Annotated in this window: 1 protein-coding gene; it reads right to left on the reverse strand. The window is 46.3% G+C overall.

Translation table 11 applies throughout. The annotated features are described in order from the left end of the window. Nucleotides 1-69: 69 nt before the first annotated feature. Nucleotides 70-16,158 (reverse strand): non-ribosomal peptide synthase/polyketide synthase, encoded by a 16,089-nt coding sequence (locus AXI59_RS17200; RefSeq protein ID WP_061528816.1) that lies wholly within the window; start codon nucleotides 16,156-16,158, stop codon nucleotides 70-72. Between the last annotated feature and the right edge of the window lie 24 nt (nucleotides 16,159-16,182).

The raw sequence follows: 16,182 nt of genomic DNA on the forward strand, positions 1-16,182 counted from the left end.
TAAGTTTTAGCCGGCTGGCGGCTGTCACCGCATAAAATCATGCCGGGGGACAGCCGTTATCGGCCATTTTTAGAAATTCAATTCAATTTCGCTTGCAAAGTGTTCACTTTTATTTACTTTCTCACTTAATTGAATTTCTTTTAAAGGAATCGATGGGTCTTTTATAATCGCCGACAGAATCATGATGTAATCTTTGGCCAAGGTAGCGATGGTTTTCTTTTTAAATAGCTTCGTACAGTAATCAAAGCTGCCTTGAATCTCGTGCGGGTTCATCACGAAGGTCAGCTGCAAATCAAATTTGGCCGCCGTATTCGTTTGTTCATATGGTCTGACAGTGAGAGAATCCACTTCGATATCCGTTTGTTCCGTATTTTGCAGCACGAACATCGTATCGAATAACGGATTGCGGCTTAAATCACGTTTCACTCCCAGTTTCTCAACTAATTCTTCAAAAGGATACTCTTGATTTTCATAAGCTTTCAGCATCGTTTCTTTTGTTTCCGTTACATAGTCCATAAAGGTCTTTTCTCCAGCCGGAGCCGTACGGATGGCCAGCGTATTCACGAACATCCCGATGATATGCTGTAAATCTTCATGCATTCTTCCCGCAATAGGCGTACCGACGACGATATCTTCTTGACCGCTGTATTTGGCCAGCAGTATGTTATAGGCGGACAGCAAGATCATATAAGCGGTCGACCCGGTCAATTCTTCCATCTGTTTTATACCTTGGACCACAGTCTCGTCGAGAACAAAATTGTATCGCTTCCCTTCAAAGCTTCGAACTCGCGGTCTGGCAAAATCTTTCGGCAGCTCAAATGGCGGAAGCTTCTCGTGAAAGACACCCAACCAATAGTCCTCCTGTCTCTTGATGCGTTCCTTCTGCTCTGCCTGCTGCTGCCATACAGTGAAGTCTTTGTACTGAATCCGGAGCGGGGCTAATTCTTGCCCATCATATAGTTGAATCAGTTCTTCGACGAAAATATTCATGGAAACGCCGTCCGTAACGATATGGTGCATGTCAAACATGAAAACGTGCTTGTCCTGTTCCAATTCAATGAGTCCGGCTCGAAGCAATGGGGCCTGGCTAAGATCGAACGTTCGCACGAAATTGCGGAAAAGCTCCTCGACCTCCTCAGCAGCTGCCTTATACCTTTCTATAGAGAACTCCGCCAGAGGCTTGATCACCTGCATCGGTTCTCCGCGAATCATTTCAAATCCGGTACGAAGCGATTCATGGCGCTGAATCAGTCTGTGGAACGCAGTTTGTAAACGATCCGTGTCGATCCTTCCTTCCAGCGTCAAAATCCCCGGCATGTTGTAACTTAGTTCTCCGCCTTCAATTTGCGTAGACAGATATACCATCTTTTGTACGGAAGATACAGGATAAACATCTTTGACTTCTGCAACAGGGATATCATCCGGTCCGCAGGTTTCCGCGCCTGCAATGACCTTCGCCATTTCTTCAATCGTCGGGCGTTGAAACACTTCTCTTAACGATATGCTTTTGTTGAATTGCTTATGGATTTTGGCAACGAGCGTCATCCCCCGTAACGAATGCCCGCCGAGATCGAAAAAGTTATCTTTCACGCCAACTTGTTCTAATTTCAATACTTCTTTCCAGATGCGGACTAACTGCTCTTCCGGTTTCGTTCTTGGAGCAACGTAGTCGATCCCGGTTTGCAGCCCTGCTTCAGGCAGCGGCAGTGCGCTGAGATTCACTTTTCCATTGGAGGTTAACGGCATTTGCTCCAGCTGCATCAGGTATGAAGGAACCATGTAGCCCGGTATCTGATTGGAGAGCTTTTCTTTAAGCTGACTGATCGGCAATGATTGCTCCGCTGCAAAATAGGCATACAAATCGCTTTGCCCCTCTGCATTTTCTCTGGCCAGGACAACCGCTTCCTGTACATGCTCGATGTTGAGAAGAGCGGCTTCAACCTCGCCAAGTTCGATCCGGTATCCGCGAATTTTGACTTGATGGTCCATTCTTCCGGCATATTCAATGTTTCCATCGGGCAGGTAACGGGCAAGATCGCCTGTTTTATACATCCGTTGATTTGTATCATAGGGATGCGGAACAAATTTTTCGAGCGTCAAAGATTCCCGGTTATGATAACCTCTTGCCAAGCTGATCCCGGAAATACAAAGCTCACCGACGATACCGACAGGCTGAAGCGTTCCGGCTTCATTCAAAATTAAAATTTCCGTATTCGAAATCGGTTTGCCGATAGGCTGAAGCTCTTGATGAATTTCCGGATCAACGGTATACATGGTCACGACATGCGTTTCTGATGGACCGTAATGATTATGCAGCGTGACATGGTGGCGCACCAGCATTTCTTTCAGCATACTCGTTACGATGAGCTGTTCTCCCGCGGCGATAATATGATCCACGCATTCGGCAAACGGTTCGAAATATTGTTTCTCCGATGCAAGGAGCTTAAGGAACGCGGTCGGAAGAAACGCCGTTTGTATCCTGTATGTCTTGACAAAATCGTTGAGCTGACGAATTTCGCGTTTTGCCTCGTTGTCAATGATATAAAGTGTCCCGCCGCTTAAGATCGTGGAGAAAATCTCTTGATAGCAAACATCGAAGCTCATCGCGGCAAATTGCAGCACCCTGTCAAAACGAAGCTGCGTATGTTCCCACTCATAAGAGAGCAGATTCAACATGGTTTTATGCTCTAATTGAACCCCTTTAGGCTTTCCTGTTGTACCTGATGTGTAAATGACGTACAATAAATGATTTTCCTCATAAGAAAGGTTGAGATTGCTTGCCTCGCCTTGATATACCGCCGGATCGTCAAGCAGGACCACAGCGCCTTCAAAAGAAGGCGGAACGGTATGATCGGCACAAGTTAAAAGCAACCTGGCGCCCGTGTCTTTCATTAAAAACGCACGTCGTTCATCAGGAAGCTCCGGATCTATCGGAAGAAACGCCCCGCCGGCCTTTACTATTGCTAAAATCCCAATAATCATATTTGCCGAGCGTTCCGTGAGAACGGCAACCACTTGATCAGCGCCTGCTCCTTTATTCAAAAGGACGCGTGCAAGCTGGTTGGAGCGTTCATTCAACTGACGATAGGTCCAGGTCTGACCTTCAAACGAAACGGCGACGTGGTCAGGAGTGCGCTCAGCCTGCTGTTCAAATCGTTGATGAATTGTTGTCATCCGTTGATCGTTCACCGCGGTATCGTTGAAGAGCTTCCAAATATCGGTTTTCTCTTGCGGTGTCATCATATCCAAAGAAGCAAGCTTGGCTTCAGGATGTTCGATAATCGCATCGATCAGCTGTATAAAATGCTTCATCATGCGTTCAATCGTTTCCGGTTTGAACAGTGTCGTCAGGTATTCCATCGTGCAATGAATGCGTGTCTCTTCTTCTACAGCCGTTAAGGTTAAGTCGAATTTAGCCATCGTATGTTCGCTGGGATAAGGTTCAAATGTCAAGTCATTCATCACTAATTGTTCCTGCTCCGTATTCTGCAGCACAAACATGGTGTCGAACAACGGATTGCGGCTTAAATCCCTGGTGATGCTCAATTGATCGACCAGCGCTTCAAATGGATAATCTTGATGCTCGTATGCTTTTAATGCATTCTCCTTCACTTCGGAGAGATATTGAGAAAATGTCTTTTCTTTAGCAGGGTAATTACGCATCGCCAGTGTATTGACAAACATGCCAATGATAGAATCTAAATCTGCGTGCGGCCTCCCCGCTATAGGGCTGCCGACAATAATGTCTTCCTGGCCGCTGTATTTGGACAACAATAAGGTATAGGACGCAAGAAGCACCATATATAAAGTCGATTCTGTGTCGAGTGCCAGTTGTTTTAACCGCGCGCTTCTTTGCTCATCAATCGCAAAGTGCATTGCAGCCCCCGAAAAATCTCTTGCGGAAGGCCGTATATAATCGGTTGGCAGATGAAGGATAGGGATATCCCCGCTGTACAGCTCCAGCCAATAGGCTTCTTGCTTTTGTATCTGCTTTAATAGCGCTTCTCCGGTTTGCCACACTGCGTAGTCTTTGTACTGGATACGCAGGGGCGGTAATGCCTCTCCTTCATACGTCCTTACAAATTCTTTGATCAGGACGCTCATGGATGTCCCGTCAGAGATAATATGATGCATATCAAACAGCAGGATTCCGTGATTAGGTTGAAGCTCAATCACCCCAACGCGAAGCAGCGGAGGCTCATCCAGTTGAAATGCACGAACAAACTGACGGATACAAAGGTCCGTTTCATCTTCACTGGCCTGATACGTCTCTACTGCAAATTCAACGTGATCCAAGACGTATTGAACAGGTTCTCCTTCAACCATTTTAAAGCCGGTGCGCAAAGATTCATGGCGCTGAATCAGTTGAGCAAAGGACTGCTGTAATTTATCTTTATCCAGCTTCCCTTTGAAAGCCATCATGCCCAGCATGTTGTAACTGAGCTCTCCGCCTTCCAAATGGTTGAGAATATACAATCTTTTTTGGGCAGAGGATACCGGATAATATTGTCTCTTTTCAATTGCAGGAATAGAAGCATACCCGGTTTGCTCCATCATCGTGATCGCCTGTGCGAGCTGTTCAATAGTCGGGAACTGGAACACGTTTCGCAAAGGGATTTGAACATGCAATTGCTTTTGAATCTTTGCAATGAGCGTCGTCGCTCGCAGGGAGTGTCCTCCGACATCGAAAAAGTTATCTCGAATTCCCACCTGCTCTAATCCGAGAACATCCTGCCATATTTTCGTTAGCTGTATTTCCGTCGCAGTTCGCGGCGGCAAGTATTCCGTGTCCCCGTATCGCTTTCCGTCCGGCTTCGGCAATAATTGACGATTCAATTTTCCGTTCGCCGTTAGCGGCATCTGATCCAGTTGCACAAAATAAGCCGGAATCATGTATCCGGGTAAATATCGGGCGAGACCATCCCGAAGTTCGCTGATCGGAAATGGCTCATCTGCCACATAGTACCCGCATAAATAATGCTCGCCGTCTGCATCTTCAAGAGCAGAAACGACGGCTTCTTGAATCTCCGGAATGTTCAACATCACTGATTCGATTTCACCGATTTCAATCCTAAAGCCATGAATCTTCACCTGATGATCGATCCGCCCGATAAATTCTATATTTCCATCCGGCAGAAGGCGAGCCAGATCGCCGGTTCTATACATTCGGCTTGATGGAACAAACGGGTCGTCAACGAATTTTTCATTCGTCAATTCCGGCAAGTTCAAGTATCCGCGTCCGACTCCGTCCCCTGCGATGTACAACTCACCTTGGACGCCCGCTGGCTGCAGTCGCTGCTTGGAGTCGAGAATGTACATACGATTGCTGCCCAGCGGCTTGCCTATAGGGACGTGAATTTGACTGCGAGTCCAAGCATCGGATGAAACCTTGATGTTGAACAGGGACGCATCCACGCAAGTTTCGGTAGGGCCATATACATTGGTGATCGCCGGGGCTGACCCATGAGCGGTAAATAAGTGCATGAACTTGGTTACCGTCGTTTTAGGAAGCGCCTCTCCGCCGATTAAAAGATGACGAAGCGGTACTCCCTGCCTATCATCTGCAGCTGTCAGCAGCTTTAAGTGGGCAGGCGTTCCGTCAGTTACGTCAATGTGATGCTGCCGATAGTAATGACATAAGGACGCACCATCGGATACCACCTCTTTAGGAACGATAAACAGGGTATGTCCTAACAACAAGGAAGCATACATTTGCTGGACCGAAGCATCGAAATAATATGGAGCGAGCATGGCCACATTCACCGCATCATAGGCAGAGTAAACCTGGAGACGCAGCCCTTCGATGAGGTGAATCACCTGGCGATGTTCAATCAGCGTGCCTTTGGGCTTGCCCGTCGTGCCGGAAGTATAAATGGCATAGGCCAGTTGATTGGACGGGCATGGCAGCGCCAGATTGACATTTGTTTCATGATAGGCATGTTCCTCCTGCATATTGATACACGTTCCGGAAAAGACGACGCTGTCTGGGATTTTCCCGCGTATAAGCAATACGTTAATGCCTGAATTCCGTACAATATAATGGATGCGTTCTAAAGGAGAATCCGGGTCTATTGGCAAATATGCTCCGCCCGCTTTTAAAACTGCTAAGATTCCTGTCATCATCTCCAAGGAACGATCAACCATAATGCCGACAAGTTGACCCGCTTGCACGCCTTCAGCTCGCAAGGTTCGCGCAAGCTGATTGGCTCGTTGGTTCAGTTCCCTGTAGGTTAACTGTTCTTCCTCGAATACAACCGCTGTACGGTCCGGCGTACGAAGCGCTTGTTCCTCGAACAGCTGATGAATCGTTTGTTCACGTGAGTAATGCATTTCGCTAGACTGAAAACGGTTGAGCTGGTGCTCTTTTTCTTGCTGAGTCAAAAGCTCCAATTCTTCTATTTTGATGTACGGATGCTGGGATACTTGATTCATTAGCTGGTCAAAATGTCCGCGGATCCGCTCTACTTCTGATTGTTCATATTCATTTTGGTTAAAACCAAAATGAACGGCGAGTTGTTCGCCAGGGATGACAACTACATTAAAATCGTAATGGGTATGTTCTTCTATATGGAAATTCACGATATTTAATTCCGCAGCACCATTGCCTGCTTGCCCGACTTGTTGTCCTATCGGATAGTTTTCAAAGATCATTATATGGTCAATCAGATTTTGCTTTTGTTCCGTTTGTGTCTGAATTTCATATAAAGGATAGGTATCGTATGATTGGGAAGCCAGTGCATTTTGTTGAACCATTTGCATCGTTTCAGCAAAAGAGCTGTCCTCATCGCAGCGGACTCGAACCGGAATGGTATTGATGAACAGACCGATCATCTGTTCCACACCGGGAATTTCCGCCGGCCTTCCCGACACGACACTGCCAAAGACGACGTCCTCGGACCCGCTATATTTCTGTAATAAAATTCCCCACAACGTTTGGATCAACGTATTTAACGTAACTTGATGCTGATTTGCGATCTGCTGTAATTGTTTTGTCTGTTCGTGATCGAATTGACAGATTACATTGGCATAGGCATATGCTTTTCGTTCATGCTGCGGTCTTTTATGAAGTAGCCTGGTTTCACCTTTATACCCTTCAAGATACTCGCTCCAGTACCGTTTGGCCGCTTCATGATCTTGACGGTCAAGCCATTCCATATAGTCGCTGTAAGGAGCTGTGTAAACGGATTCTATTTCTCTGCCCTCTTGAAGGGCGATATAATGCTCAAACACTTCCTTCGTGATAAGAGGCAGGCACCAGCCATCCATGACAATATGATGAAAGCTCCAAATGATATGATATTTGTCATCTTCCATACGGAAAATCGCTATCCGCATCAACCGATCTTGAGCCAAGTCAAACCCTTTCGCCTTATCTTCTCTTTGGTAGGCTCGGATTTCGTCCTCACGCCGGTTCTTATCCATGTCACGCAAATCTGCAAAATGAACTTTCGGTCTTTGCGTTTTATAGACAATTTGTAAGGGAATATCGTTCCAGCCGCTATAAAAACGGGTTCTGAGCACGGCATATTTTCCAAATAAACGTTCCAAGCTTGCTGCAAATCTGTCAATCTCTAACGCTCCCTGCAAATCAAACGATGCCTGTTCGAAATAAGAACTTGAGTCCTCATCCAGCAAGCTGTGAAACAGCATTCCCTTCTGCATCGGAGTGAGTGGATACACGTTTTCAATCTCGCCTGCATGCGGCAGTTGAATAAGGAGCTGGTCCAATTCGTCAACGGTCATGCCTTTTAACAAAATATCGCTTGGCGTCAGTTCCGCTTGTTCTTTATGAACGCAATGGTCAATGATTGTCCGCAGGCCGCTTTGAATAAATGCCGATAACCGCTTGATCGTTTCTCTTACGTACTGTTTGCTGCTATAGCTGATCGTCAGCATTAACCGCCCCTTGGCAATCATTCCGTTTATATTCAATACATACGGCCTGACATGATTCCCGCTTGAGTCTGTACCGCTGGAGTAAGGAGATAATTGAATCGCATGATGCTGCAAATCTTGGTCAAACTGCCCCAGGTAATTAAAACTAATCTCCGGACACATTTTGGCTGATGTTGAACCGCTTAAATACCTTGCTATTCCATATCCGATCCCTTTATGCGGAATTTGGCGCACCCCTTCTTTGGTCGTCTTGATATAATAAGATATTTCTTTGCCTGGCTGTGCGTGAAGCACAACCGGATACAGGCTTGTGAACCAACCCACCGTGCGGGAAATATCCATATCCGGGATAATCTGTTCTCTTCCGTGCCCCTCTAAATGAACCGGAATTTGTTCAAGCCCAGACCAGTGCGATACGGAAAGTCCCAGTGAGGTTAACAGCAGATCGTTTATTTCGGTGTTATAAGCGCGATTCGCTTGTTTTAATAACAGCTCCGTTTCTTCTTTGGTCCATTCCACGGTTACCGTTTCACTGTCTTTTGCGAACGTATGCGTTTCATGAAAATCTTTAGGCAGCGGTTTCACATCGGTTTTTTCGATCTTTGTCCAATATTCCTGTTCTTTCTTTAAGACCGCACTTTGCGCATACTCCGACAGCTTCTCGGCCCATAGCCGGAAAGAGTCTGTTTTTTGCGGCAATTGAATCACGTGCCCATTCTCGGCTTGCCTGTAACCGCTAGCGATATCCTCCAGTAAAATCCGCCATGAAACCCCGTCTACAATCAAATGGTGGATGACAATAAGCAAATGATCCCCATCTGCACATTGAAACAATCCGGCTTTCATTAACGGCCCGGCGCTTAAACGCATACTGCCTTGTATCTCGTTAGCCTTAGCTTCAATTGCGGTACCAGGGTCGGCTTCTGCTTTCAGATTCATGATTTCAAGATGATACAGCTCGCTTTGGGCGATCTCTGCATTCCAAGCCTCGTATCCATTTTCCGTCGCCTGGAACGTCATGCGAAGCGCATCGTGATGCTCTCCCAGCTTTTGCAGTGTTTGGCGAAGCGGTGATTCCTGAAAGCCTTCCGGTGCATACAGCATGACAGCTTGATTATAATAATGCGGATCTATCGTTGTTTGATCAAAGAACCAATGCTGAATAGGAGTCAGGTTGAGCTTTCCTTTAACTTCACCTTGATCGGGTATACGCAGATTCTGCTCGATATGCGGACTCAATTCGGCAATTGTCGCATATTGAAACAAGTGTTTGATTTCCATTTTGTATCCTTGCTGATTTAATCTGGAAGATACTTGAATGGATTTAATGGAATCTCCGCCAAGATCAAAGAAATTATCCAGAATACCTATGTTTTCAGCCCCTAACACCGATTCCCAAGCAGAAACCAATATTTCTTCCACTTTTGTTCGGGGGGCCTTATACTCTGCTCTGTCCTGCATCCGTATATCCGGGGCCGGCAGCGCTTTTCTGTTTATTTTCCCATTGGAAGTTAAAGGCATTTTATCCAGCTCGATAAAATAGGCAGGAACCATATAGCCAGGCAGGGCATGAGACAATTGTTCCCGGAGCCGGGATACCGTTATTGGCTGGCCGCTTACGTAATACGCACACAATTGTTTAAATCCGTGGACATCTTCTCTGGCTGTGACGACCGCTTCTTTGATCGCTTCTGCTTGATGCAGCGCCGCCTCGATCTCGCCTAATTCGATACGATAGCCTCTGATTTTGACTTGTTCATCCATTCTGCCTGCATATTCGATGTTCCCGTCCGGCAGCCACTTTGCCAAATCCCCCGTCTTATACATCTTGGCTCCGGGTACAAACGGATCATTGACAAATTTCTCTGCCGTCAATTCCGGACGGTTTAAATATCCTCTTGCCACACCGGCGCCGCTAATATATATTTCTCCAGGGACACCGATCGGCACCGGCTTCATGGTCTCATCCAGCACATAAATACTCGTGTTTGCAGCCGCCGTACCGATCGGTACCGATTCTCGCCTGTTTTTCACGGCGTCGTATCGGTAAATCATGCATCCGACAACGGTTTCCGTCGGTCCGTATTCGTTGCATATTTCAATTCGGCCTTCGAACTGTTCATGAATACTTTGGGCTAACCGGGTGCTTAAATTTTCCCCGCCCACAATCATTCTTCGGACAGCTGTTTTATCGGCAATGTTCATTTCCTTCAAAACCTGCAGATGAGCCGGGGTCAATTTAATGATATCTACCCTCGGATCTTGCACAATCGATGCAAGCAAAGCGGTTTTGTCCTCTCCGTCATAGACGATGATCGTATTACCTGTGATCAACGGTGTGAATATGGAAGTCACCGTTAGATCAAAAGAGATCGACGAGTACAACGGGAAGTTGGTTTTCTCGCCTTTTACATAAACCTCTCTCGCCCACCAAATATAATTGGTCAAGCCACGGTGCTCGATCAATACGCCTTTGGGCTTGCCTGTAGAACCTGACGTATAAATGACATACGCCAAATGGTTCGCGTCACTGAGCGGTTCAAGGTTAGAGGAATCTTCGTGATAGGAGCTTTCCTCATCCAATAAAACCGTGGCGCCTTTATAGCCGATCTGCTCCCGGACATCACGCTGCATCAAGACGACCCCGGCTTTGGAGTCTTCCAGCATATACTGGATGCGGTCTTGCGGATATTCCGGATCTATGGGGACGTAGGCTCCGCCGGCTTTTAGAATGGCAAGTATCCCTACCACCGATTCGATACTGTTCCGGGTGATGATGGCCACGGGGTGATCCGCTTGCACGCCCTTCGCTCTTATCGTTCGCGCCAGTAGGTTTGCCCGGTCGTTGAGCTGCCGGTACGTGAGCTGCTCGTCCTTATGGATAATGGCTGCTTGATCGGGCGTTCGCTGCGATTGCTCTTCAAACAATTGATAAACCGCCGTCTGCGGATATGGCGAAGACGTATCGTTCAGCGTCTGAAGAAGGTGTCTTTTTTCACCTTCCGTTAACAATTCCACTTGTTCCACCTGGATATCCGCATCTGCAACGACTTGATGCAAGATTTGTACGAAATGCTCCCGAATCCGCTCCATGCTTGTCCGATCATACACCTTGGCGTTGTATTCAAAATAGATGTTCATCGCTTCACCCGGTATAACGGTTATATTAAAATCGTAGTTGGTTTGTTCCTCCATTTGCACGTTGGAGATTGCAATAGATGATCCGTTATCCTGACCTATGCTTTCCATATACTGACCAACAGGGTAATTTTCAAATATCATTAAATGTGTAATTAAATGTTGTCTTTGGGTTGTCCGTGCTTGTATATCGTACAACGGATACGTCTCATACTTTTGAGATCCTACGGCCTTTTCCTGCGCCTGTTTCATGAGTTCGGCAAAAGTCGTTCCAGCTTCACATTGAATTCGCACAGGAATGGTGTTAATGAATAAGCCAATCATGGTTTCCACGTTTGGAATCCCCGCCGGTCTTCCGGATACAACACTTCCAAAAACAACGTCCCGGCTCCGATTGTATTTCTGCAGCAAAACCCCCCATGCCGTTTGCAGCAGCGTGTTCAGCGTGACATGGCGCTTGCTGGCTGTCTGTTTCATTTTCAACGTGAGATCGGCGCCTATTTCACATGTCACTTTCTCCGGAATGTAATGTTCATCTTCCGTCAGGTGATTGTCCTTAGGGAGGACGGTTTGTTCTTCATATCCGTCCAAATATTGATCCCAATAACGCTGGGCCTCTTCCGCATCTTGCCGATCGAGCCATTCAATATATTGACTATACGGAGTAATCGTCGCTTGTTCAGGCTGCTTTTGCTGAAGTAAAGCAAAGTAATGGTCGAATATTTCTTTCGTAATAAGCGGCAGGCACCAACCGTCCATCAAAATATGGTGAAAGCTCCATATAAAACGATATGTCGATTCCTCCGTACGAAGAATAAATAACCGCATTAACGCGTCTTTCGCTAAGTCGAATCCCCGAGCCTTATCCTCTCTGGCATATGCCTGAATCATCTCTTCTTTTTGCGCGTCATTCATCTCGCGTAAATCAATGAATTGAAAACCGATCTTTTTGGTTTTCAATATGATTTGCAGCGGCTGGTCTTTCCAGCCTCTGTAAAAATTCGTGCGGAAAATATCGTATCTTCGCGATAAGCCATCCAAGCTTTTTGAAAATGAATCGATATCTAAATCTCCATGCAGATCAAACGTCGTTTGCTGAAAATAAGCGCCTGAATTCGGGTCAAACAAGCTGTGAAACAGCATGCCTTTCTGCATCGGCGTTAACGGATAGATATTTTCCACTTCGCCTAATTCACATGTTTGCTCCAAAAGCTGTTCCAGTTCGTCTATCGTGATATCCTTTAACAGAATGTCGCTAGGCGTCAATGATGTCTGCTGCTGGCTTACGCAATGCGCAATGACTTCTTGCAGACTATCTTTCAAGCTTCGGTAAAATTGCGCCATGGTTGATCTTTCGTATTGTTTGTTGCTGTAGCTGAGTGTCAGCGATAATTTCCCCTCTGCAATCATGCCATTCAAATCAAGCACTGCCGTTCTCACTTGGTTTTCATTCATCGATAACCCTGTGGAATAAGGCGATACCTGAAAAGCATGATGCTGAAGGTCTTGGTCAAACTGGCCCAAGTAATTAAACGAAATTTCCGGATTCAGCTGCAGGCTGCCAGCTTCCGGACGTCCCGATAAATATTTGATAACACTATAATTCATTCCTTTATTGGGGATACGGCGCAGCCCTTCTTTTACAGTCTTGATGCGCTGCGGCAGTTCTTTTCCTGCTTCCATCTTCAGTACGACAGGATACTGGCTTGTAAACCATCCTACCGTGCGAGTGATATCCGCATCCGGAATAACCGGTTCTCTTCCATGGCCCTCTAAATTCACGACAACTTCTTCCATGCCAGTCCACCTGTGAACAGCCAGTCCTAATGAGGTCAGCAGCAGATCATTAATGTCCGTGTTATAGGCGCGATTCGCTTGTTTCAGTAATTGATCTGTTTCTTCTTTTGTCCATTGAATCGTCATTACGTCGCTGTCTTTCAATAATGAACCTTCAACGCTGTTATCCTTAGGCAGCGGCTGCAGCTCCAGGCTTGAAAGCTCGGTCCAATAAGTAAGCGCCTGCTCCATATCGGTTTCTGACGCATACTTGGATAATTGCTCCGCCCAGAATGGAAACGAGTCTGTTTTTTGCGGAAGCCGGACCGTTTGTCCCCGCTCCGCCTGCTCATAGCCGCTGGCAATATCCTCAAGTAAAATGCGCCAGGATACCCCGTCGATCACTAAGTGATGGATCGCAATAAGCAAATGATCTCCGTCCGGGCATTGGAACAAACCAAGCTTCATCAAAGGCCCTTGGCCTAATTCCATACTGCTTTGAATCTGGGTCGCTTTATCGGCAACAGCTTTGGCCGGATCGGCATCCCCTTTACAATTCATCACTTCCAGATGGTATAATTCACTTTCTTCTGTTCCCGCAATCCGAGCAGCATATCCGTTCGGCGTTTCTTCAAAAATCATCCGCAGCGCATCGTGATGTGCTGCGACGTGTTCCATCGTCTGGCGAAGCGAGGCCTCTTTAAAGCCTTGCGCCGAATATAACATCACGGACTGATTATAATGGTGTGCATGCGGCATCTTTTGTTCAAAAAACCAATGCTGAATCGGAGTCAGACTTGTCCTGCCCTTCACTTCTCTTTGATCGGCCGTTCTGCTTACCGGCTCTATAAATGGGCTAAGCTCAGCAATCGTGGGATATTTAAACAAATGCTTCATGTCAACCTTGTATCCGGCTTGATACAATCTGGAAGAAACCTGGATTGATTTAATCGAATCTCCGCCAAAATCAAAGAAATTATCCAGAATTCCTATACGCTCAGCGCCTAATACCTCTTGCCAGATAGACGCCAGCCGTTCTTCTATTGGGTTTCGCGGTGCTATGTATTCGTTTTCCGTCCGCGTTTTTTCTTCGGTAACAGGCAATGCTTTCAGATCAATTTTTCCATTGGGAGTGAGCGGTATGCGTTCCAAATGGATGAAGTAAGAAGGAATCATATAATCGGGAAGTTCACGGGACAACATGGCTCTGAACTGCGCGGCGGTCAAAGAAGGCTCTCCGACATAATAGGCATACAATTGCTTGGCTCCGTCTTCGCCTTCCCGCGCAACGACTGCCGCCTCACGAACCTCTTCCAGATTGAACATGGCCGACTCCACCTCGCCAAGCTCGATACGGTATCCGCGAATTTTGACTTGATGGTCGATTCGCCCCAAATATTCGATCCTTCCATCTGGCAGCCATCTGGCGAGATCGCCCGTTTTATACATTTTTTGTCCAGGGAGAAGCAAATGTTGAACAAACTTTTCTTCTGTCAATTCAGGCCGATTGAGGTAGCCGCGGGCCACTCCCGCTCCTCCGACATACAGTTCTCCCGGTACACCGATCGGCTGGATTTGTTGGTGTGTTCCTAAAATATAGGCTTGATGATTGTCCACCGGCTTGCCAATTGTGATCTGTTCATCGGCAGAATGAACAGGATGAAACGTAGAAACCACGCTATTTTCGGTCGGACCGTATTCATTATTGAGCCGAATCTGAGGCTGCAGGGAAAACAGCTTTTCTGCCGTATCGGATTCAAGTTGTTCTCCGCCTACAACGACATGTTGAACGTGATGGAAGTCCTCTTCATTCATCTGTTCGATCATAGCTTTTAACAGTCGGGGAGAAGTCGAGAAATGGGTAATCCTTTCCTTCCTCAGGACGTTTTGAATCGCGAAAAGATCTTTGTTATCTTCATTAGGCAAAAGATACAAAGTTGCACCGGAGATAAGCGGGCCGAAGAAATTTAAAATGAACGCATCGAAAACATAGGGGTACAAAACAAGTACGCGATCCTCTTCGGAATGCTTGAAAAACGCCTTCTTCCACTGGAGCGAGTTCACAATCCCGCCGTGTTCCGCCATAACCCCTTTCGGCTTTCCTGTTGTGCCCGAAGTATAAATGACATAGGCCAAGTCGTTGTGGTCTGCTATTGGCGATAACAATGAGCAATCGGCATGATAAGATGTTTCATCATTCAGATCAATCGTCGGACCGTCAAAGACGAGGCTGTTTTTAAACTGCCGCTGAACAACGAATACGTCTGGATTCGCATCATTCAGCAAATATTGAAGCCGCTCTTTTGGATATTCAGGGTCCAGGGGCACATAAGCGCCCCCCGCCTTCCAAATGGCAATAATGGACACAATCATTTCCAGTGAACGCTCAGCCAAAATAGCGACCAATGTATCGGCTTGAACCCCGCAGCTTCGTAACGTTCTTGCCAAACGATTGGCTTTTTCATTCAATTCCCTGTACGTCAGGCGGCTGTTTTCGAACTTGACGGCTGGATGATCAGGCTTTCTTTCAGCTTGCTCTTCAAACAATTGATATACAGTTCGGCTTCCAGGGTAATCTGCGTGAGTGTCATTAAAATCAAACAGCATTTGATGCTTTTCCGCTTCAGGTATGACTTCTGCCGTATGAATTGCAGCTTGAGGCTGGAACAAGATTACGGACAACAGATAATCGAGATGGGACACGATTTGGTTCATATAGCGCTCATCATAATGATTGCCGTTATAAAAAAGCTTCAAATGAATCCCGTTGTTCTCCAAATCAAAGTGAAACAGCGTTTCGGTTGAAACGTCTTCCTTAAATTGCAAGGAATGAATTTCATTGAGTGAAACGACGGTATGGATCAGCGGAATGCGCTCATTGTCGTATTGCACGTTTAAATGCTGGACGATTTTTCGAAACGGCAGATTTTGATTTTTCAGCGAATCATTAACCGCTTCTTTTAGTTGTTCAAACATGGTTTTAAACGTACTCTCGCAACTAAGCGTATTTTTCAATGGGACAATGGTGTTAACAGCTGAAGGGCTGCTTTTTTGCTTAGATGACGTTGGAATGCCCAGAATCAGACTCGTCCGATCCGTATATTTATATAATAAGCATTCAATGCCTGCCAATAAAATCAAATAGGCTGCCATATCGGATTGATTAGCCATTGTCATGATTCTTTGAGATACTTCTGGAGATAAGGAACGGTAGATGCACTTTTCCTGATAGCCGGTACGGGCCAATGACGCTTTATCCGCTGCTTTAAAGTAAGGGAATACGCTTAGGCCATCCTCTTCATCAAACAGGTTATTCCAGTACGTTTCTTGATTTTTAAATACCGACATTGGAGCACCTCATTTTGTATAATT

The sequence above is a fragment of the Bacillus nakamurai genome (genome assembly GCF_001584325.1).
Lineage (GTDB): Bacteria > Bacillota > Bacilli > Bacillales > Bacillaceae > Bacillus > Bacillus nakamurai.

Coding starts and splice junctions, on each gene's coding strand:
- AXI59_RS17200 (WP_061528816.1), bottom strand. CDS start 16,158: ATGTCGGTATTTAAAAATCAAGAAACGTACTGGAATAACCTGTTTGAT.